Annotated in this window: 19 protein-coding genes; 7 read left to right on the forward strand and 12 right to left on the reverse strand. The window is 55.2% G+C overall.

Going from position 1 to position 21,327, the window contains the following annotated elements:
- Positions 1–81 precede the first annotated feature (81 nt).
- The 5 genes from BJF95_RS04155 to chrA all read right to left on the reverse strand — a co-directional run bounded on the left by BJF95_RS04155 (position 82) and on the right by chrA (position 7,166).
- The gene (locus BJF95_RS04155) at positions 82–3,138 is read right to left on the reverse strand and encodes an isoleucine--tRNA ligase (RefSeq protein WP_075638204.1); all 3,057 of its coding nucleotides are present in this window, start codon (positions 3,136–3,138) and stop codon (positions 82–84) included.
- Between the two features lie 346 nt (positions 3,139–3,484).
- The gene (locus BJF95_RS04160) at positions 3,485–3,736 is read right to left on the reverse strand and encodes a hypothetical protein (RefSeq protein WP_075638205.1); all 252 of its coding nucleotides are present in this window, start codon (positions 3,734–3,736) and stop codon (positions 3,485–3,487) included.
- Positions 3,737–3,878: 142 nt separating this feature from the next.
- Complete coding sequence (locus BJF95_RS04165) at positions 3,879–4,859, reverse strand: bifunctional riboflavin kinase/FAD synthetase (protein WP_075638206.1); 981 nt, start codon at positions 4,857–4,859, stop codon at positions 3,879–3,881.
- A 22-nt stretch (positions 4,860–4,881) separates the two neighbouring features.
- Positions 4,882–5,733, reverse strand: a complete 852-nt coding sequence (locus BJF95_RS04170) for a TIGR01459 family HAD-type hydrolase (RefSeq protein ID WP_075638207.1) — start codon at positions 5,731–5,733, stop codon at positions 4,882–4,884.
- 98 nt (positions 5,734–5,831) lie between these two features.
- The gene (gene chrA / locus BJF95_RS04175; RefSeq protein ID WP_075638208.1) at positions 5,832–7,166 is read right to left on the reverse strand and encodes a chromate efflux transporter; all 1,335 of its coding nucleotides are present in this window, start codon (positions 7,164–7,166) and stop codon (positions 5,832–5,834) included.
- Positions 7,167–7,348: 182 nt separating this feature from the next.
- On the opposite strand from chrA, the gene groES reads away from it, so the two are divergent.
- The 5 genes from groES (at position 7,349) to BJF95_RS04200 (ending at position 10,955) form a co-directional block, all read left to right on the forward strand.
- Complete coding sequence (groES, locus tag BJF95_RS04180) at positions 7,349–7,645, forward strand: co-chaperone GroES (RefSeq protein ID WP_012654127.1); 297 nt, start codon at positions 7,349–7,351, stop codon at positions 7,643–7,645.
- 69 nt (positions 7,646–7,714) lie between these two features.
- Complete coding sequence (groL, locus tag BJF95_RS04185) at positions 7,715–9,355, forward strand: chaperonin GroEL (protein WP_075638209.1); 1,641 nt, start codon at positions 7,715–7,717, stop codon at positions 9,353–9,355.
- Between the two features lie 231 nt (positions 9,356–9,586).
- Positions 9,587–10,015, forward strand: a complete 429-nt coding sequence (locus BJF95_RS04190; protein WP_075638210.1) for a curlin — start codon at positions 9,587–9,589, stop codon at positions 10,013–10,015.
- Between the two features lie 79 nt (positions 10,016–10,094).
- The gene (gene csgH, locus BJF95_RS04195) at positions 10,095–10,496 is read left to right on the forward strand and encodes a curli-like amyloid fiber formation chaperone CsgH (RefSeq protein WP_075638211.1); all 402 of its coding nucleotides are present in this window, start codon (positions 10,095–10,097) and stop codon (positions 10,494–10,496) included.
- Positions 10,497–10,541: 45 nt separating this feature from the next.
- Complete coding sequence (locus BJF95_RS04200) at positions 10,542–10,955, forward strand: curlin (RefSeq protein ID WP_075638212.1); 414 nt, start codon at positions 10,542–10,544, stop codon at positions 10,953–10,955.
- Positions 10,956–10,990: 35 nt separating this feature from the next.
- On the opposite strand, the gene BJF95_RS04205 is transcribed toward BJF95_RS04200, so the two are convergent.
- From BJF95_RS04205 to BJF95_RS04215, 3 genes are read right to left on the reverse strand one after another with little or no spacing between them, the layout of a single operon-like run.
- The gene (locus tag BJF95_RS04205) at positions 10,991–14,311 is read right to left on the reverse strand and encodes an error-prone DNA polymerase (RefSeq protein WP_425348672.1); all 3,321 of its coding nucleotides are present in this window, start codon (positions 14,309–14,311) and stop codon (positions 10,991–10,993) included.
- Complete coding sequence (locus tag BJF95_RS04210; protein WP_075638213.1) at positions 14,308–15,831, reverse strand: Y-family DNA polymerase; 1,524 nt, start codon at positions 15,829–15,831, stop codon at positions 14,308–14,310. Before BJF95_RS04210 ends, BJF95_RS04205 begins: the two co-directional genes overlap by 4 nt.
- Positions 15,746–16,507, reverse strand: coding sequence for an ImuA family protein (locus BJF95_RS04215; protein WP_075638214.1), 762 nt, complete (start codon positions 16,505–16,507; stop codon positions 15,746–15,748). Before BJF95_RS04215 ends, BJF95_RS04210 begins: the two co-directional genes overlap by 86 nt.
- Before the next feature lie 1,018 nt (positions 16,508–17,525).
- On the opposite strand from BJF95_RS04215, the gene BJF95_RS04220 reads away from it, so the two are divergent.
- Positions 17,526–17,876: a hypothetical protein gene (locus BJF95_RS04220; protein WP_139317400.1), complete on the forward strand. Its 351-nt coding sequence runs from the start codon at positions 17,526–17,528 to the stop codon at positions 17,874–17,876.
- 153 nt (positions 17,877–18,029) lie between these two features.
- Here BJF95_RS04220 and BJF95_RS04225 read toward each other — a convergent pair whose 3' ends face one another.
- Both BJF95_RS04225 and BJF95_RS04230 read right to left on the reverse strand, forming a co-directional pair.
- On the reverse strand, positions 18,030–18,725 hold the full coding sequence (locus tag BJF95_RS04225) for a L,D-transpeptidase (RefSeq protein ID WP_083638686.1): 696 nt from the start codon (positions 18,723–18,725) through the stop codon (positions 18,030–18,032).
- A gap of 130 nt (positions 18,726–18,855) precedes the next feature.
- Positions 18,856–19,665 carry a L,D-transpeptidase gene (locus tag BJF95_RS04230; protein WP_075638384.1) on the reverse strand — a complete coding sequence of 270 codons (810 nt, stop codon included), beginning with the start codon at positions 19,663–19,665 and terminating at the stop codon, positions 18,856–18,858.
- Between the two features lie 199 nt (positions 19,666–19,864).
- Between BJF95_RS04230 and BJF95_RS04235 the strand changes: the two genes are divergently transcribed.
- Positions 19,865–20,497 carry a DNA-3-methyladenine glycosylase I gene (locus tag BJF95_RS04235; protein WP_075638217.1) on the forward strand — a complete coding sequence of 211 codons (633 nt, stop codon included), beginning with the start codon at positions 19,865–19,867 and terminating at the stop codon, positions 20,495–20,497.
- 22 nt (positions 20,498–20,519) lie between these two features.
- On the opposite strand, the gene copM is transcribed toward BJF95_RS04235, so the two are convergent.
- Together copM and BJF95_RS04245 are read right to left on the reverse strand one after the other, a co-directional pair.
- Complete coding sequence (gene copM / locus BJF95_RS04240; RefSeq protein WP_075638218.1) at positions 20,520–20,891, reverse strand: CopM family metallochaperone; 372 nt, start codon at positions 20,889–20,891, stop codon at positions 20,520–20,522.
- A gap of 69 nt (positions 20,892–20,960) precedes the next feature.
- On the reverse strand, positions 20,961–21,317 hold the full coding sequence (locus tag BJF95_RS04245) for a hypothetical protein (RefSeq protein ID WP_139317401.1): 357 nt from the start codon (positions 21,315–21,317) through the stop codon (positions 20,961–20,963).
- Positions 21,318–21,327: the final 10 nt, after the last annotated feature.

The raw sequence follows: 21,327 nt of genomic DNA on the forward strand, positions 1-21,327 counted from the left end.
GCCTGAAAGAAAAATCCGGCCAATTTCAGGCCGCTTGTACCGGAATTGCGCTAAAAGCGCAAATCATCCGGTAAATATTCATCACACCGTAACACCAAGCTCACGAAGAGCGGCCGCATCGCGCGCCGATACATCGGGATATTGCGGGTCTGAGCCAACATCATCGGTAATCCGCCACGAGCGGGCACATTTTGTGCCTGTTGCCAGCGTTGGCTCAACCGATACCTGCGCAACCTCACTCAAACGGAAGGCATCAGCCGGTCCTTCATCGCCCACCATCGTGATGGCAGAGGTGATGCAGATTTCAGCCAGATCCAGACCGTTCAGCGCGGCCAAAAGCTCAGCGTCGCCAATATGCACAACCGGTGCGGCTTCCAAAGACGAGCCAATCCGCTTGTCCTTGCGCTCCACTTCAAGCGCACCCGTTACAACAGAGCGAACCTTGCGCACCTTGGCCCATTTGGCCTCAATGGCGTCATTGCGCCACGCGGCAGGCACAATCGGAAACTGCTCCAGATGCACCGATTCGGCTGCCGGATTGCGCGACAACCATGCTTCTTCGGTGGTGAAGGGCATCATTGGCGCAAACCACAACACCAGCGAATCGAACAGTTTGCGAATCACAAACAGGGCCGCACGACGGCGCGGTGACGATGGCGCATCGCAATAAAGCGCGTCTTTGCGGATATCGAAATAGAAGGCCGAGAGCTCGACATTGGCAAAATCGGTCAATGCGCGGGTGATCTTCTTGAACTCGAACGCATCATAGGCGTCGCGCACAAGCTGATCCAACTCCGACAGCCGATGCAGCATCAGCTTTTCCAGCTCTGGCAATGTGTCATAGGCGATCTCTTCGCCATGGTCGTGCGCCAGCGTGCCGAGCATCCAGCGGATGGTGTTGCGGATCTTGCGATAGGCATCCACATTGGTCTGGATGATGGTTTTGCCCAGACGCTGGTCTTCCCAGTAATCGGTGTTCATCACCCAAAGACGCAGGATATCAGCACCAGACTGCGCCATAACATCCTGTGGCGCAATGGTATTGCCGATGGATTTCGACATCTTGCGACCATCTTCCGCCATGGTGAACCCATGCGTGATCACCGCATTATACGGTGCCCGGCCACGGGTAGCGCAAGATTCCAGCAGCGATGAGTGGAACCAGCCGCGATGCTGGTCTGAGCCTTCGAGATACACATCGGCAGGCCATTTCAGATCGGGGCGATCTTCCAGCGTAAACGTGTGGGTGCAGCCCGAATCGAACCACACATCCAGAATGTCGCGCACCTGCGTCCAACGGTCTTGATCGGCCACACCTTCGAGGAAACGCTCCTTGGCACCGTCGGCAAACCATGCATCCGCACCTTCAACCTCAAAGGCTTCCAGAATGCGGGCATTAACGGTGTCGTCTTGCAAGACTTCGCCAGCCTCATCGGCAAATACGCAGATCGGCACACCCCATGCGCGCTGACGCGACAGCACCCAATCCGGGCGGCCTTCGATCATGGCGCGCAGGCGGTTCTGGCCAGCGGCAGGTACAAAACGGGTGTCGTCAATGGCTCCGAGGGCGCGCGAGCGCAACGTGGTGCCATCGCCCAATTCCTTGTCCATATAGACAAACCATTGCGGCGTATTGCGGAAGATCACCGGCTTCTTGGAGCGCCATGAATGCGGATAGTCATGCTTGATCCGGCCACGGGCAAACAGGTTGTTGGCGGCGATCAAGGCCTTGATGACCCGCTCGTTGGCATCGCCCTTCTTGCCGTTGTCGTCCATCACGCGGGCAGCGCCACCCTCAGCCGATGGGCCAAAACCGGGCGCATCTTCGGTGTAGAAGCCAGCGTCATCGACGGTGAAGGGGATTTTCGTGTGGAATGGCTTTCCCGTAAACACGAAACATTCGAGATCTGCATCAAAATGAAAGTCTCTGGAACGCTCAATTTCTTTGTTACTGAACTGCTTCAGCAGTTTTCCAACGAAATCCATCCAAGCATCAAAGTCTTCACGACCATGGCCGGGGGCGGTGTGGACAAAGCCAGTACCTGCATCATCGGTAACGTGGTCACCGTCAATGAGTGGAACGGCAAATTCATAACCGCCAGCAAGTCCCTTCAGAGGGTGATCGCACGTCATTATGCTAAGGAGTTCTGGAGGAATTCCTGTGATCTTTTTGTATTCCAATTTGGCTTTTGCAAACGCACCGGAAGCCAGCTGGTCTGCAAACACCAGCTTTTCTCCGGGTTGCGGACCGAAGTCATTCGCCGCTGCCGTAACCTCATAAAGGCCATATTCAATTTTAGAGGAAAAAGAGATAGCCCGATTTCCGGGGATGGTCCAAGGGGTGGTGGTCCAGATAACGACGCTTGCGCCAACAAGATCGGCTTCCAACTTTTTCGCAGCAGCGAAGGCGGCAGCCATTGAGGGGTAGCTACCTTCGGGACTCTGCCCCCAACCTTCTGCAACCACCGGAAACTTCACCCAGATCGCATCACTTTCAACTTCGTGATACTCCACCTCGGCTTCAGCCAAGGCGGTGCGTTCCACCACCGACCACATGATCGGCTTGGAGCCACGGTAAAGCTGACCGCTTTTGGCGATTTTCAGCAGTTCGCCAGCGATGCGGGCTTCGGCGTGGAAATTCATGGTGGTGTAGGGATTGTCAAAATCGCCTTCGATGCCGAGGCGTTTGAACTCTTCTGACTGCACCTTGATCCAGCCAGAGGCAAACTCACGGCATTCCTTGCGGAATTCGTTGATCGGAACTTCGTTCTTGTCCTTGCCCTTTTCGCGGTATTTTTCCTCGATCTTCCACTCGATGGGAAGGCCATGGCAATCCCAGCCGGGCACGTAATTGCTATCAAAACCGCGCATCTGGAACGAGCGGGTGATGACGTCTTTGAGGATCTTGTTCAGCGCGTGGCCGATGTGGATATTGCCGTTGGCATATGGAGGGCCATCGTGCAGCACGAATTTTTCGCGGCCAGCGGCAGAGGCGCGGAGCTTCTTGTAAAGGCCCATCTGCTGCCAGCGGGCCACGATTTCCGGCTCTTTTTGCGGCAGTCCTGCGCGCATGGGAAATTCCGTCTGCGGCAGCGCCAGCGTTGCGGAATAGTCTTTTTTGTCAACAGTATCGGTCATGATCTAGCCATAGATGAGAGGCGGCATGCTTTGCGCCTGAATTGAATAAAGTCGGTGACGGGGCGCATGATGGATCAAACGCCGAAAACCCGGACCCTCCGGCGGCTCCTAGAGCGCGCGGAAGGCCGGGCTAATAATTCGCAGAGATATGGTCAGCCAGACTTTTCTCATGATGGCGATTGTTTAAGCGGTTTCCCTTTGAAAGAAAAGGGGCAAAACAACAAGGCGGTTTTGCCGCCCTATCGGGTTTTAAAAATGCCGGGGCAAACGACGCGCACACGTGTAGGCCAACAGAAAAGCGATGTGAACCGCCACTGTGGAAAGCGCAATTGGGGATGAAGACGGATCAGGCCGCGGACGAAAAAGCTGCCTCGCCGGTTATGAGCTCAACCGTCATTGATGCGGGAGCACGGCGAATATCCTCGAAATAATTCGTGCATTCCTTCGATACAAATTTCAGCGCTGCTTCCTCGCTGGCGAAAAGACCGCCCAGTTTGTCAGTCGCATCCTGAAGGACCCAGCAGCCGTTTTGATTGCGGCCAATGGTAAAACGGGGAGCGGACTGAAACAGCGAACGCTGATTGACGACCTCATTCATGACACGTACTCCTTATGCTGAAGGTTTCCTATGAACCCGCGTGAAAGATAGAAGACGCCTCTTAAAGCTTTTTTGTCAAAACACCCGCAGATTTCACGCAATTCTGTCATGCATTCAGCGCATTGCCTGAAAATGGTATCCGCTAAAACGCTATTGTCTCATCCAGAACGCTCAGCGGACGCACACCCGCCAAAAGCGCCCTTGCCTCTTCCTCATCGCGCTTGATCTGCGCCACCAACGGTTCCAGCCCATCAAACTTCCATTCATCGCGCAAATGCCCGAAGAAGGACACGGCACAGACCTCGCCATAAAGATCGCCGGAAAAATCAAACACGAAGGTTTCCAAAAGGGCGGCACCATCTTCGGTCACGGTCGGGCGATAGCCAAAACTTGCTACCCCATCACGGATCACGCCATCTGGCCTGCGCAAACGCACGGCATAAATGCCGGGGCGCAAATTGGCCTGCGGTGCCAGCGCCATATTGGCCGTGGGAAAGCCAAGCGTGCGACCAAGCTGCTGGCCTTTGATCACTTCCGCCTCAACGGTATAGCGATAGCCAAGCAAGCCGGCCATTTCGCTCACAGCCCCTTCTGGCAGCAGGCCTCGAATGCGGGTGGAGGACACCACCTCGGCGTTTTCATCGCGAAAGGCATCCAGCAAGGTCACGCCAAAACCGTGGCGAGCGCCCGCTTCCATCAAAAAGGCCGGACCACCTTCGCGGCCCTTGCCAAAGTGAAAGTCAAAGCCGGTGACCACTTCGCTCGCCCCCAGCCAATCCACCAAAACAGAGCGGATAAACGCATCGGCAGAGCGCTGGGAAAATTCGAGATCAAACGGATATTCAATCACCGCATGAAAGCCGATGGCTTCCAGCAAACGCGCTTTCAAAGGGGCAGGTGTCAGCCGAAAAACCGGGGCGTCCGGCTTGAACACGGTGCGCGGATGCGGCTCGAATGTCAGCACCAATGCTGGCACATTGCGCTGTTGTGCCAATTCCAGCGCCCGGCGCAACACGGTTTGATGGCCGCGATGCACGCCATCAAAATTGCCAATGGCCACCACGCCGCCTTTGAGGCCATCCGGCAGCGGGGTCTTTTTTTCATTGCGATGAAAAACGGTCATTGGCTTATATCCACTAAAGGCTTCAGGCGAGTCTTGGCATCCAGAAGGCAGGTGTTACACCCTCCCCGGTCAGATAGGCTTTCAAGATCGCCTCATCAATCTGGCCATTCACGGTGTATTCGGCCGCATGAATGCCACCTGCGATGTAGAGCAGATCAAGACCGGCATCGACAGCCCCCTTCACATCGGTGGGCATGCCATCGCCAATGGCGATCACCCGCGCCTTGTCAATCTCTGTGCCGCGCGCATCACGGGCGGCCGCAAAAGCTGCTTCGTAAATAGGCTTATGGGGCTTGCCCGCCACGCGGGTTTCGCCGCCCAATTGCTGATAATAGGCGGCAACAGCACCAGCACAGGGAATCATCTTATGGCCGCGCTCAACAATCAGATCAGGGTTGGCGCAAATCAATGGCACTGAGCGCTGTTGGAAGGCCACCAACATGTCATGGTAATCTTCCGGCATTTCCACTTCGTCATCAAACAGGCCGGTGCAGACAATACATTCAGCCTCATCAGCCCCCACAACTGTGACATCCAGCCCATCCATCAGCGGCAGGTCGCGCTCTGGTCCCAGCAAGAAAACCTTCTTTGGGCCTTGCGCAATCAGCGTGCGGGTCACATCGCCGGAGGTGACAATCCGGTCAAAAGCGCCATCAAGCACGCCCATGGCCTTCAATTGGCTGATCACGCCCGGCGATGGCCGTGGTGAATTGGTGATCAGCACCACGGTCAGGCCTTTTTCGCGGGCCGCGCTCAGCACTTCGCCTGCCCCTGCAAACACATCCACACCATTGTGGAGCACGCCCCAAACATCGCAAAGCACGACATCATAAGCGTCGGTTGCATCGAGAAATGTTGAGAGGCGCTGGGTCATTGATCTGCCTTATGCGATGAACAGGTGTCGGTGACATGGCAAAGGATAGCGTCGATAGCAAGAGTTTTTGCGGCAATTGGTCATTGAGCATGGAGAATTTATGCCATGAACCGGATTGCCACCCCCAGAGCCGCAGCCGTTGCCAGCACCGTGGCAATGCCAAGCCGAAACCGAAACAACAGCAGGGCAGTCAAAAGCGCAATCACCAGAGAAGCTCCGTTAAGCGTCGTCCATTCGGGCACCGGCAATGAAAAACCAATTGCGGCCACCATGTCGCGCTGCACCACCTGCGCAAACAGCACATGCAAGCCAAACCAGACAGAGAGATTGAGAATCACCCCCACCACAGCCGCCGTAATGGCTGAAAGCGCTGCATCCACCAGCGCATGGCCGCGCAAGCGCTCAATCAAGGGTGCTCCGGCAAAAATAAACAGAAAACTGGGGGCAAAGGTGGCCCAAGCGGTAAGCAAGCCACCCATAAGCCCGGCAACAACCGGCATCACGCCGCCGGGATCTCGAAAGGCTGCGAGAAACCCTGTGAAGGACAAAACCAGCACCAGAGGACCGGGCGTGGTTTCGGCCAAAGCCAAGCCATCCAGCATTTCGCCCGGTTTCAGCCAGTGATAATGCTCCACCGCGACCTGTGCCACATAGGCCAAAACGGCATAGGCACCTCCGAAGGTCACCAGCGCCATGCGGGCAAAAAAGGTAAAAATATCCAGCAGCCGCTCATGCCCGGACAAGAGCGATAAAAGCGCCAGCGGTGCCAACCAGAGACAAAGCCACACGATCAGCGACAAAAGCACCGACTTCAACGACAGAGGCGAAGAGGCCGCAGCCTGCGGGCTTACATCCACCATCGCAAAGCGCGCACTTATCAGGCCTGCCACTGCAGCACCCACAACAACCAGCGGAAACGGCAAAGACAAACAAAACAATGCCACAAAGGCGAAAAGCGCAATCACTCTATGAAAGGAGGATGTCAGCGCCCTTTTGCCAATACGCAGCAAGGCTTGCAGCACAATGGCCAGCACCGCCGCTTTCAAGCCGAAAAACAATCCAGCAATCCAGCCGACATTGTGGTAGAGCGCATACAGTGTGGACAGACCCAGCATAACGGCCAATCCGGGCAGCACAAACAACAGCCCGGCGGCCACGCCACCGCGCAATCCCCCATTCAACCAGCCGATATAGGTGGCCAATTGCTGTGCCTCCGGGCCGGGCAGCAGCATGCAATAATTCAGCGCGTGCAGAAAACGGGCTTCCGACAGCCAACGCTTTTCATCCACCACAATCCGGTGCATCAAACCGATCTGAGCGGCGGGACCGCCAAAGCTCAGACAGCCGATTTTTGCAAAAGTCTTACAGATTTCGCCAAATGTCACGGTTTTGGCATCATCCTGTCGCATTCCCGGGTCTAGAATGGTCGTCATGCCTCTGTTTTCTTTTTTGGGGCTTTCAATTTTTGAGCGTGATTTTTTTAATCCTCTGTCCTTGACTCCCGCCCACCTCATCCTTATCTCAGGCTCGCTAGCACTCAAATAGACTGAGTGCTAACATTATCCATGCGGGGCCGTTTCGGTCCGCGAATGTCATTTGATCGAGGGATTAGACAATGGCAAGCACCAATTTTCGCCCACTTCACGACCGCGTTGTTGTAAAGCGCGTAGAATCTGAAGAAAAGACAAAGGGCGGCATTATCATTCCTGATACCGCCAAGGAAAAGCCAGCTGAAGGCGAAATCATCGCTGTTGGCCCAGGCACACGCGACGACAAGGGCGCACTGGTTGCTCTGGACGTTAAAGTTGGCGACCGCGTTTTGTTCGGCAAGTGGTCTGGCACTGAAGTCAAGCTCGACGGCGTTGACCTGCTGATCATGAAGGAAGCCGACATCATGGGCGTGATCGGCTGATTTTAGCCTGATACCCCTTCTTCCTTTTAACCAATTCACCAATGGGCGAGATGCCCGGGAGTTTTGAAAATGGCTGCTAAAGAAATCAAGTTTGGCCGCACTGCGCGCGAAAAGATGCTGCACGGCGTTGATATCCTTGCTGACGCTGTGAAGGTAACACTCGGCCCTAAGGGTCGTAACGTTATCATCGACAAGTCGTTCGGCGCTCCACGCATCACCAAGGACGGCGTTTCTGTTGCCAAGGAAATCGAACTGGAAGACAAGTTCGAAAACATGGGCGCACAGATGGTTCGGGAAGTTGCTTCCAAGACCAACGACATCGCAGGCGACGGCACCACGACCGCGACCGTTCTGGCCCAGGCTATCGTGCGCGAAGGCAACAAGGCTGTTGCTGCCGGCATGAACCCAATGGACCTGAAGCGCGGTATCGATCTGGCTGTTGCTGAAGTTGTGAAGGACCTTCAGGCCAAGGCCAAGAAGATCTCCACATCTGAAGAAGTTGCTCAGGTTGGTACAATCTCTGCAAACGGCGACACGCAGGTCGGCAAGGACATTGCTGAAGCCATGCAGAAGGTTGGCAACGAAGGTGTTATCACCGTCGAAGAAGCCAAGACCGCTGAAACCGAACTGGAAGTCGTTGAAGGCATGCAGTTCGACCGCGGCTACCTGTCGCCTTACTTCGTTACCAACCCTGAAAAGATGGTTGCTGACCTGGAAGACGCATACATCCTGCTGCACGAAAAGAAGCTTTCCAACCTGCAGGCTATGCTGCCAGTTCTGGAAGCTGTTGTGCAGACCGGCAAGCCACTCGTCATCATCGCTGAAGACGTTGAAGGCGAAGCTCTTGCAACGCTGGTTGTCAACAAGCTGCGTGGCGGCCTGAAGATTGCTGCTGTCAAGGCTCCTGGCTTCGGCGATCGCCGCAAGGCTATGCTGGAAGACATCGCGATCCTGTCTGGCGGTACCGTGATTTCTGAAGACCTCGGCATCAAGCTCGAAACTGTCACGCTCGACATGCTCGGCCGCGCCAAGAAGGTTTCCATCACCAAGGAAAACACCACCATCGTTGATGGTGCAGGTCAGAAGTCCGACATCGAAGGCCGCGTTGCCCAGATCAAGGCTCAGATCGAAGAAACCTCTTCCGATTACGACCGCGAAAAGCTTCAGGAACGTCTGGCCAAGTTGGCTGGCGGCGTTGCCGTGATCCGCGTTGGCGGCTCGACGGAAATCGAAGTGAAGGAACGCAAGGACCGCATCGACGACGCTCTGAACGCAACACGCGCTGCTGTTCAGGAAGGCATCGTTCCTGGCGGCGGTACAGCTCTGCTGCGCTCGTCCACCAAGATCACCGTTAAGGGTGTGAACGACGATCAGGAAGCTGGCATCAACATCGTTCGCCGCGCTCTGCAGTCTCTGGTTCGCCAGATTGCAACAAACGCAGGTGACGAAGCTTCGATCATCGTTGGCAAGATCCTCGACAAGGACAACGACAACTTCGGCTACAATGCCCAGACCGGCGAGTTTGGTGACATGATTGCCATGGGTATCGTTGACCCTGTTAAGGTTGTTCGCACAGCCCTGCAGAATGCAGCCTCGGTTGCTTCCCTGCTGATCACCACCGAAGCCATGATTGCTGAACTTCCTAAGAAGGAAACCGCTGGCGGCATGCCTGACATGGGTGGCATGGGCGGCATGGGTGGTATGATGTAATAAGGCCTTGGCCTTATACATCTGACCCCATACGGTTCAGAGTTTGAGAGAGCGGTCTTCGGACCGCTCTTTTTTTGTTCAAGCCTCAACCTTGATTTTAATAGTGAAAAGACCTGCCAAAAAAATTTCGGGTGAACGATATCTGAATGGTGCCTTCAGCATCCGTTCCAACACAGCAGCATAGAAAGAGAGCGTTCAACAACGGCACCATCCCTCAGAGGAGAGGCTCTCATGATCGCCAAATTTTTTATCGCAACTGCCCTTGTCGGCTTTACCATCATCGCACCGGCCATGGCCAACGATGTGCGGATTGAGCAATATGGCTGGTCCAATTCGTCAGGCGGTGCCCAGAATGGTTACAGAAACCGCATTCGTGTTTATCAGGACGGCGGCTACAATAGGATGAACAGCCGGCAATATGGCAGCGATAATCTCTCCGCTGTCGGCCAGCAAGGCCATGGCAACTACGGTGAGACCTATCAGTCCGGCAATCGCAACGTCGCCGGTATTGGCCAGTTTGGCTCCAACCACACAACAGTCATCACGCAGGACGGCAATGGCAATATTACCGCTGGCGTTCAGGTCGGCCATGGCTGCGCCGCCAACGTCAATCAGGGTGGTAGCGGCAATGTGGCCGCTTTTGTCCAAGCCTGCCCATAACCTTCCCAAATAGACGCATCGGCCCGGCAGACCCGCACCAGAGCGTGCGGATCGCCTTTCACCCCCAGGAGATGAAGTCATGCATAGCATTGTCAAAAATCATCGCCATCTCGCAATCGCCACGGGTGTGATTTTGCTGCCCATTGCCGCTTTTGCAACCATGGGCACCACCGCCGCGCAATCCACAGGTCCGGTGAGTTGTGATATTCGCACCAGCCAGTCTGGTGGGCAGATCACCCTCAACGCCATCGCCTCAACCGATCGCAGCGTCAATGGCAATTATACATTCCACATCAGCAGCACCGGCACGTTGAATGGCACGAACATTGACCAAAGCGGCGCATTCAACGCCACACCAAGCAAGCCTGCCACCCTTGGTTCCGTCATGCTGGATGGCAAAGGCGGCTACAAGGCAACGCTTGAGGTGACTGTCGACAAGCAAACCGTCAGCTGCACCAAGCGCATTGGCGACAGCGCTTAAACCAGCCCCAATACCGACAAAAAAACGATCACGATGGAGATCCCTATGAACCACTTGTCTTTCAAGAGCCTGGCCACTGCCATTCTCATCAGTGGTCTTGGCACAATGGCAATTACTGCCCCTGCCCATGCTGGCGGTTCGATTTCAATGAATTTCTCGCCAGCAAACGGCGGTGATGGTGATATGATCTCCAGCGGCTTGCAGCTCTACTCGCTCTATCGCAATTTCAAAGATGGCAATATCGAGCAATTGGGTCGCAACAATTCTGCGGGCCTTGCCCAAAATGGCAGGCGCAATCTGGGTATCATTCGCCAGCAAGGCAGCGAGCATAATGCGACGCTGGAGCAGGATGGCAATGACAACGCCTATGGCATTTTCCAGTTTGGCCGCCGCAGCAATGTGAATGTGCGCCAATACGGCAACAATCAGAGCGGCGCGACAGTCAGCTATGGCTGGTAAGAGCTCCCGCTGCTGCCCTCGCATTTTGCGCGACCTCAGTGAAAGTCGCGCGAGCGCACCCGTATCTGGTCCAGATGCTCATAGGGGTCAGCCACAGTGCGCGGCGGTGGTATTTCTGACTTAGAGGCCGCAAACGGGGGTGTGTACGGCAAGGGCGATTTCGCCACCGTGCGTGGGTCAACAGGCGGAATGCCGTGATGAAACTCATCACCCCGTCCATGAGGCAACGGAAACGGCCTATCGCGCGCGCCGACACTGCCCAGTTGTCGACTGAGATCCTCAATATGTTGCACCACCAGATGCACCACCTCGCCTTCCCGCTGGATATAGCCCCGCGCACCAACCATGGCGGCCCCCATCACCACAGGGCGATATTTTTCAAACATTTTTTTCCACACCACCAGATTGGCCACGCCTGTTTCATCTTCAATGGTCATGAAAATCACGCCTCTGGCCGAGCCGGGACGCTGGCGCACCAGCACCATGCCCGCAACTGTCGCGCGGGTCCTGTCCGGTTTGGAAAACGCATCGCGACAGGTTAACATACCTTTGCGGTTCAAATCCTCGCGCAGAAAAGACAGCGGATGCTCGCGCAATGTTAGCCCAACATGGCCGTAGTCCTGTACCACCTCACTGCCCGCCGTCATCGGTCGCAGCGACACCTCCGGCTCTACCTGCTCAACAAGCGAACCTGTCTTTGCGGCCGCTGCAAACAGCGGCAAAGGTGCATCACTGAAAGCCTTGATGGTCCACAGCGCATCGCGACGGGCAAGCTTCAGCGACGGGCGCATCGCATCGGCCTCTGCGAGAGACACCAGCGTCTGCGCTGAAACGCCTGCCCGCTGCCATACATCATCCACCGAGATAAATTGCTCCTCGCCACGATTGGCCACCAAGAGCGCCGCTTCGGCATTGCTCAAACCTCTGACCATGCGCAAACCAAGGCGCACCGCCAAAAATCCCCGGCCTCCATCCCCCTCATCCCCTGCCTCTCTCTCCAATGTGCAATCCCATCGCGACGCATTGATGCAGACGGGCAGCACAGTCACCCCATGGGCCTCGGCATCGCGCACAATCTGGGCGGCAGCATAAAAGCCCATGGGCTGCGAATTGAGCAAGCTTGCGCAAAACACATCCGGGTGGTGGCATTTGACCCATGACGAGGCATAGGCGATCAGCGCGAAAGATGCGGCGTGGCTTTCCGGAAAACCATAGGAGCCAAAGCCTTCGAGCTGGCGAAAGGTCCGCTCGGCAAATTCTCGCTCATAGCCATTCTTGACCATGCCGGAAATCAGCTTTTCACCAAACTTGCTAATACCACCCGTATGTTTGAACGTTGCCATGGAGCGGCGCAATTGATCGGCCTCACCGGGGGTAAATCCACCGCATTCAATGGCCACCCGCATGGCCTGCTCCTGAAACAGCGGCACACCCAATGTTTTATGCAGGACATTATAGAGCTCTGGTTTGGGATATTCGACCTTTTCCTTGCCCTCACGCCTGCGCAGGTAAGGATGCACCATATCACCCTGAATAGGGCCGGGCCGCACAATGGCCACCTCGATCACCAGATCATAGAATGTTTGAGGCTTCATCCGCGGCAGCATGGACATCTGTGCCCGGCTCTCAATCTGAAACACACCAATGGTGTCCGCTTTGGAGATCATCGCATAAGTCTGCGGATCCTCCTGTGGGATTGTCGCCAGATCATGCGGTTCGCCTTTATATTTTTCGATCATCTCAAAACAGCGCCGCATGCACGACAACATGCCAAGCCCCAACACATCAACCTTCATGAATTTAAGAATGTCGATATCGTCCTTGTCCCATTCAATCACCTGCCGATCCTCCATGGCGGCAGGCTCAATCGGCACCAATTCATCCAGCCGATCGCGGGTCAGCACGAAGCCGCCCGGATGCTGCGACAAATGGCGGGGCGCGCCAATCAATTGCTGCGCCAGTTCCAAAGTCAGGCGCAAACGGCGGTCCTGAAGATTGAGGTTCAAATCCTTGACATGCTTTTCAGAAACCGTGTCGGACCATCCCCAGACCCGCGATGACAGGGTCTTGGTCAAATCTTCCGGCAGGCCCAAAGCCTTGCCCACATCACGCAAGGCCCCCTTGCTGCGATAGCGTGTCACCACCGCGCAAAGCGCCGAACGGGTGCGGCCGTACCGACCATAAATCCATTGAATAACCTCTTCGCGGCGCTGATGCTCAAAATCCACGTCAATATCCGGCGGCTCGCGGCGCTCGACCGATATGAAGCGCTCAAACAGCAAATCGCTATGAACCGGATCAATCGAGGTAATGCCCAGCACGTAGCAGACTGTCGAATTGGCCGCAGAGCCGCGCCCCTGACAGAGAATGTTTTGCGAGCGGGCAAATTGCACGATGGAATTGACCGTCAGGAAGTAGGGCGCATAATCCAATTGCGCAATCAGTCGCAATTCATGCTCAAGCGTTCTGCGCACAGTGTCTGAGATACCATTGGGATAGCGATTTTTGGCACCTTCCCATGTCAGCTTTTCCAGTGCCTGTTGCGGCGTCAAATCCGGGAATTGTCGCTCCTCGGGATATTGATAGATCAATTCATCCAGCGAAAATCTGCACCGCGCCGCAAATTCTTGTGTGCGCGCCACCGCATCAGTGTTGCGCGAAAACAAGCGATACATTTCCGCTGGTGGTTTCAGATATCGGTCCGCATGGCGCTCGCGCCGGAAACCGGCATTGTCAATCGTCACGTTATGGCGAATACAAGTGACAACATCTTGCAAAATGCGCCGCTCTGGTGCGTGAAACAGCACATCATTGGTCACAAGGGTTAGCACGCGCGCCGCCTCGGCCAAAGCTGTCAGCTCAAACAACCGCAATTGGTCATTGGGCCTGCGCCGCAGCGTCAGGGCCAGATAGGCGCGATCCGCAAAAACTTCTTTGAGGCGGCGCAGCCGAAAGGCGCAAGCGTCATCGGCCAAATCGGGCACCAAAACTGCCAGCAGACCTTCTGCATAGGCCGCAAGATCAGCCCACTCCAGCTGGCACTTGCCCTTGCCTCCTTTTGTTTTTCCAAGGGAAAGAAGCCTGCAAAGCCGCCCGTAAGCGGCCCGATCTGTGGGATAGAGCAACACCGCCATGCCACAGGTGAGATCAACCCGACAGCCAATAATCAGCCGCACACCGGTGTCCTTGGCCGCCTGATAGGCCCGTACGATGCCCGCCAGAGAATGCCGATCTACAATGGCCAGCGCCTCAATACCAAGGGTTTTGGCCTGCTCGAACAGCTCTTCGCAAGACGACGCCCCCCGCAAAAAGGAAAAATGCGAAGTGACCTGCAACTCGACATAGCGGGACATCATGCGAATATCCCATGCAAAAACCAGCGATGCGAGCCGGTTTCAGCGTGCTCGCCATCGCCTGCGCGGAAAATCCAATAGCGCTCGCCCGCCTCGTCTTCGACGCGAAAATAATCGCGCACAGCCTCCAGCTCGGCATCGCGCGTCCACCACTCACCAAACACACGCTCCGGCCCATCCGCACGGCTGACCCGCCGCCGTTGGCCCTTCCAGGAAAACCACACCGGCGGATGGTCTGGCAAAAGTGCCATGGTTTCGATCGGCTCCGGATAGGGCAACAGACGCGATGGCCGTGGCCATTCATGGTTCCAGCCCTGCCCAACATCCGGCGAAAGCGGCGCGATACGCCGCAAAGACCGCTCTGGCACGTCGCTTGCCACAGGCGCAATCCGATAGAGCCTGTTATGCCCCACACGATTGGCAAGAATATCGATCAGACCAGAAATATCGGCTGCTGGCTCCTCATCCAGCAGAGAGATTGCTTGACAAGCCTGCAAGGGTTGGATCAGCGTTGCCGTCAACGACATGATTTCAATGCCAAAACCGGGATTAATGCTCTCAATCCGGTCGCATAGCAGGCGGGTCAAGCGCTTTGCATCCCGCACTGGCTGGGCCATGCCCACGCGCACCACTTCGCGCTGATTGTCCACCCGATGGCAGATCAAATCGAGCCGTCGCGCACCAATGCCCTTTTGCTCCAGCTCCTGACAGAGCGCCACAACCAGCTTTTGGATATAACGGGCAATGGTTTCAGCAGCGGCGATGGGCTCGGCAAACATCCTCTCCACTGAGGGCAGCTCTGGCACCCGCACCGGATCGACCGGCTCTGCCACGATCCCCAGCGCCTGATCCAGCCTGCGGCCCAGTTGCGGACCAAACCGCTGAATGAGCGGTGCACGCGGCTGGCCAAGAAGATCGCCAATCCGCTCAAACCCCAGCACTGCCAAACCATCCACCGTGTTGCGATCCAGCCTTAAGGCTGCGATGGGCAAGGGGCGAAGCGCCTCTTCTTCGTGCCCCGGCTCAATGATCGCGATGCGCCGCTTTGAAAAGCGTGCAACAGCATGGGCAACGCCCCATGTCGGGGCAATGGCCGCCTTTGCCTCCACCCCCATGCCGTCAAACCGCTCTAGCAGCCCTTGCAGCATGGCAGCTTCCCCGCCATGCAAATGCTCAGCGCCTGTGGTGTCCAGCATCAGGCCATCTGGCGCATCGGCTGCCACCACGGGCGAGACCTGCTGCAAAACCGACAAGGCCAGACGATGAAGCCCTTGCAGATCGGCGGCAGAATCCATATCGCGAATGGTCAGCCCGGCAACCAATGCCTGCGCCTTGGCAAGCGGCATCGCCACCCGCAAACCTGCGGCTTGCGCCTTTGCATCCACAGCCGCCACAACCCGGCGACTGCCCATGCGGGCAACCAGCACAAGTGGCCGGTCATGAAGGGGCAAATCGTCTGGCGATTTTCGTCGCAGCCGGTCGATCGACCAGTTTGGAAGGAAAAGCGATATGACCCTGGGCATCACAAGCCTCCACTTCAAATTCAGCCGCTTCACCACCGCGACACCGCACCAATTCCAATCGCCACCGCGCTCGGCCAATTCCCGCCACCGGCAAGGGTGCGGATGGCACAAAATAGGTTCGCCAGCGGGTAACAGCCGCTGTAGGCTGGCCAAAATCTGCCTGGCCTGCGGGATGTCGCCAGCGCCTGAGCGCAATGCCAATGGTGCCGGAGCGCTCTGCCGCCAATTGCAGGCGGCGCGAAATTGTCATGGGCAAGCGGGCAATCTCGGCCACCACGGCACCAAGACTGCCATGGCGCAGGCCTTCTTCAAAACACGATAACAGGCTTTTTTCGTCGCCTGTTTCAATGAAAATGACTCGATCCGGCACAAGCCCGGCCTGTTCCAGCGCAGGCGCAAACAAATCGCGCTGCGTGACACACCACAGCACTTTGCCGCTCACACGCGCTGCAATGCCGGCAGCAAACAAGGCGGCCACCGACGCATGCACGGCATCGGCACCGCCGCCCGCCACTTCATGCAAGGCCCCCAGAGCAAGACCGCCGCCGGGCAATTGCCGGTCAATGCCAGCCACGCCAAAGGGCAAAACATCACGCACTCGCCCACTTTGCCCTTCCAGCGTCTGAACCTTGGCGCGAAGCGCGGCTAGAACCGGATTAGAGACAATATTCGCCATCCTCAAAGGTCCCTTCTACACTTTCACGATCACCAGAACCCTAATGTTCTTTATTTGTTCCAATCGAGGATATGAGTCAATACTGAAAATCGAAATCGATTTAACAGTCTGTCCAAGCGCCACTGCTGGCTTGGCGAAAATGATGGTGCCGATATAGTGAACCCTGGTGCCACAACAGCATCGTGCCGCTTCCGATTTTCTGCACGATACAAACGTCGAGCGATCAGGAAATGATAAAAATCAAAATACAAGCAAAAATGTAAAAAATGAAAACAACACGGGATATTATTGACGAGATTATAAAATGAAAACGTTAAAAATAAACCTAAGGTTGTTTTTATCATTGCTCCTTTCAATTCGAGTCTCGCAATTTAGTGCTTTTTTTTTGACGAAAATTTAGATAAGTGAATTTCATTCATTTTTTGTACGTGTACCATGCCGAGAAAACCGCACGGGGAAATAGCCGATACCGACAAAATCAGATGGCTCTCAATGTACGACATTCATCCGTTCAGAGTTATGAGGCGTAGCGCTCTTTATAAAAGAATGCATACGGCACCGAGCTTTGGCGATTTCAACCTTAAATTCATCTCGATGTAAGGGGTCTATTTAAGAATTGATGCAATAAATATAAAATCTCAGCGATCTCTTGGCACGTGATAAGCCGCTGCATCAGCCTTGCTCCGGAAAATGGAAACCGGTTTTCGGCACGACGCTCTAAGACACCGATGGTCGGGCAACCCTGCTTTGGCCAATTCTACAAAATGACCGTGATTGTAACTTTACAAAGAAAAACCTGGCATGGAGCGTGGTGGGAAGCTCTATGCAAAGCATTTCCAGCGCGATTTTGCCTATCGGAAATGCAGAACGAAAGACATGGAGTATTTCATGGGGTCTATAAATAATGAAATACTCTGATCAAAAAAGCCTGTATTAAAGAAAAGTGGGAAATTTCATGTTTAAAATTGCGGGTTTGACAGATACAGAGAGATTTAATGGTATCGACCTCACGGGAGGCATGAGCAACTGGCTTATGCCTTATGGTCTTGTGGAAGAATGGTCGGGCAATCTTGGCAGCGGCGTTTTAAAACTCAGCGCCTCGGCAGCCTCTTTGCATGGCCTGTCCTGCAGCGAATGCGGATTGTTAACAGTCACCCGCCGCTATGATCAGCGCGATCGGAGTTCCGTTCTGGAGCTGTTTGAAAAAGCAGCCACCAAGGCATCGTCTTTTTGCTTTTCCACAACCATCATCTGTGAAACACAGCCCCAGATCAGCAGGCCGGTTTTCTGCATGGGACGCTCGATCGATTCTGGCAAAACCTGCCCTGATTCCATCGTCGGCATCTTTATTTTCCCCAATGTCCATTAAAAGCGGTTGCGTTTGCTTACAGCGCCGTTCGCCATATATGACGAACGGCGCTGTAACACTTTAAATCTACTGCATAATTCCTTAAATCGATTCCCACTTTCGGCCAATGCTGTCATGCAGCCGCATGCAACACATATAAAGTGCTACAGCGCCTCAGCCGCCAAAAATGGTGCGCAGAATATCAACGCCCCGGTCATCAAAACTGACATCGCCCTGCTTGTTTCCGGGGCCAATCACCACCACTTTGCTGCCAATATCAGCGCGCTCGTAAAGGTCCTGCACATCCTTGTTGTTCATGCGAATGCAGCCAGAGGAGAGGTTCAGCCCAATCGACCAAGGCTGATTGGTGCCATGGATGCGGAAAATCGTATCGCGATTGCCCTTATAAAGATACATGGCCCGCGCGCCCAAAGGATTATCCGGTCCACCCTTTTGCACTTCTGGCAAAAAGTGACCACGACGGGCTTCACGGCTGCGCATTTCAGCGGGCGGACGCCAGCTTGGCCATTCTTCCTTGCGACCGATCTTGACAACCCCTGACCAGCCAAAGCCTTCACGGCCAACGCCGACACCATAGCGGATTGCCTTGTTATTGCCTTCAACAAGGTAGAGAAACTTATTGTTGGTATCGATGATAATCGTACCCGGAGCCTCATTGGTGCTCAAACGCACCAGACGGCGCTTGAACTTGTCAGGAACCGGACGTTTCATCATCTCGCGCGTGACAACGCTGCTGGCCGTTGAATTGGCCGCATCATCCACCCGTGGAGCCGCAGAGGTGGTCACGGGCAAAGCAAGAAAGGCTGACATGGCAAAGGCCATGGCAGCAAAACATGCTGTTCTCTTCATGCACAAATTCCCCCTTGTTTTATAAGATGTTTACCAAAGTCACGCTCAAGCGCAAGCCATCACAGGGCATTGGGTTTTATCAAATAGATAAACACGTTGTAACAGTTTCAATCACGCAACAGACCCGAGATCAGATGACAATCACCTTGGTGCCAACCGGCACGCGCCCATAGAGATCCGTCACATCCTCGTTGCGCATACGGATGCAGCCAGATGACACGCCATAGCCAATCGTCCATGGCGCATTGGTGCCATGGATGCGATAAAGTGTCGAGCCAAGGTACAAGGCGCGCGCACCCAGCGGATTTTCTGGCCCACCTTCCATCTTTGCTGGCAAATAATGGCCTTTGGCCGCTTCACGCGCAATCATTTCCTGGGGCGGAATCCACTCTGGCCATTCGGCCTTACGCGTCACTCTATGCTCGCCCGCCCATTCAAAACCGGGCTTGCCCACGCCCACGCCATAGCGGCGGGCCATACCATTGTCCATCACCAGATAGAGAAAGCGATTGTTGGTATCAATCACCAGGGTTCCCGGCTTTTCCTTGGTGTCATAGCGCACCACTTGCGGCAAAAATTGCGGCGCAATCGCGGTGGGTCTGCGGGCCGGCATCGCCGCTGCCTGCTCGATGGCGGGCCGAAGCGGTGCTGCCTCACGCGGGCGATATGCACGGGGCGCTGCCGGATAGCTTTCACGCATCTGCATCGGTGCCTGATAGACCGCAGGCCGCTGATACACCACCGGTTGGCTCTGACGCACAGGCCGCGACACCTCCGGGGCTGGCTGCGACCTCACACCCAATTGCAGCAACCACGGCGCGGCCAGATCCGGGCTGACAATAACAGGCGGCCTTGCCTGATAACGATCATTCGCCATCACCGCTCCGGGCAAAACCGAAACAACAAGGCAGGCACTCAACAAAAACCGGGTCCGGGCCATCGACATACACTCACAACAAAACCGACAGGAATGAGATTTCACCCACGCTCAAACCTTGCCACCCACGCATTTCTGAAATGGTAAACAAGCGTTCATTAAACTTGCATCAATGCTGTAAACTGCGCAGCAAGGTTAGCAAGGGGTTGCGTGAAATGGTGAACAAAGAGTAAACATATCTCAACCACGGAGATTCGGGCGGATGGACAAGACAGGCTTGATTGCAGACGAGACGGGCACGCTGCGCTGTTTTTGGCATGGCGGTTTGGCGGATTACCTTCGCTATCATGATGAGGAATGGGGCCGCCCCGTCACTGACGATCACCGCCTGTTTGAGAAAATATGCCTTGAAGGATTTCAATCCGGCCTGTCCTGGCTGACAATCTTGCGAAAACGCGAGAATTTTCGCGCAGCGTTCGCGGGTTTTGACTTTGAAAAAGTCGCCCAATTTGACGACAATGACATTGCCCGCTGCCTTGCCGACACCGGCATTGTGCGCCATCGCGGTAAAATCACCTCGACCATTAACAATGCGCGCCGCGCCTTGGAGATAAAGGCCGAGTTTGGCTCGCTGGCGCGGTATTTCTGGAGTTTCGAGCCGGGACCGCAAGAGCGCCCGGCCACAATGGATTACGCCACTTTGCGCGCCAACCCCACCTCGCCCACCTCCATTCGGCTTTCCAAAGAGCTGAAAAAGCGCGGCTGGAGCTTTGTTGGCCCCACCACCGTCTATGCATTCATGCAGGCCATGGGGTTGGTGAATGATCATATTGAAGGCTGCGTCTGCCGCGCCAAGGTGGAAGCCTTGCGCGGCAGCTTTGTGCGTCCGACTTAATCCGCAGATGCAATGAGCGCGGTTACTTGCCGTGCGCTTTGAGCCAAGCCTGCATCATGGCAATTTCGCCTTCCTGTGCCTTGATGATCTCTTTGGCAAGGGCGCGGATTTTATCATCCTTGCCATATTGCAGCTCAACCTTGGCCATGTCGATGGCCCCTTGATGGTGGCCAATCATGCCACGAACAAAGTCAACATCCGCATTTCCCGTCATCGGGATAGACATGGCCTTGTGCATCTTGGCATTGGCTTGCATGAAAGCAGCACTGGACGGGCTGTCCGATTTGGCTCCTGCTGTCATCGGCATATCATGCTGCATTCCCGGCATTTTATCTTCGGCCTGGGCTTGGGTGAAGGCGAGCAGCATTGATGCCGCAAAAATCAGCTTCTTCATTATCGTCGTACCTTTCGAGAAAGAGAATAGAAATCAGAGAGATCGAGGATCTCATGCGTTTTCTATTGCTCAAGCCCGAGGGGGCGGCAGCAAAGGCTGGCTGTTTTGTGAGAAAAGCTGATGACCAAGCGCTGGCAGAGGTGCGCCATGCAAAAACGCTCTGGATGTCAATCCGCTGTAAAATGCTGGCAAAGTCAAACAGGCCGCGCAATGACCACAGCCAAACATGTTATGTTTGTCGCCACAATCGCGATCATGAGATGACAGGATATTGAGAGATGATGCGCCATCATCGGCGTGCTTATGCATCATCGGGCTTTGATCCTGCGCTACCGGATTTATGTGCTGCATGGCCATGCCATTCAGCGGCATTGCCCCATAGGCCAAAGCAGCAAAGATCAACATCAAACGCAAAAAAGCTCGCATGAGCACAATC

It is taken from the genome of Rhizobium oryziradicis (genome assembly GCF_001939045.1).
Classification (GTDB): domain Bacteria; phylum Pseudomonadota; class Alphaproteobacteria; order Rhizobiales; family Rhizobiaceae; genus Allorhizobium; species Allorhizobium oryziradicis.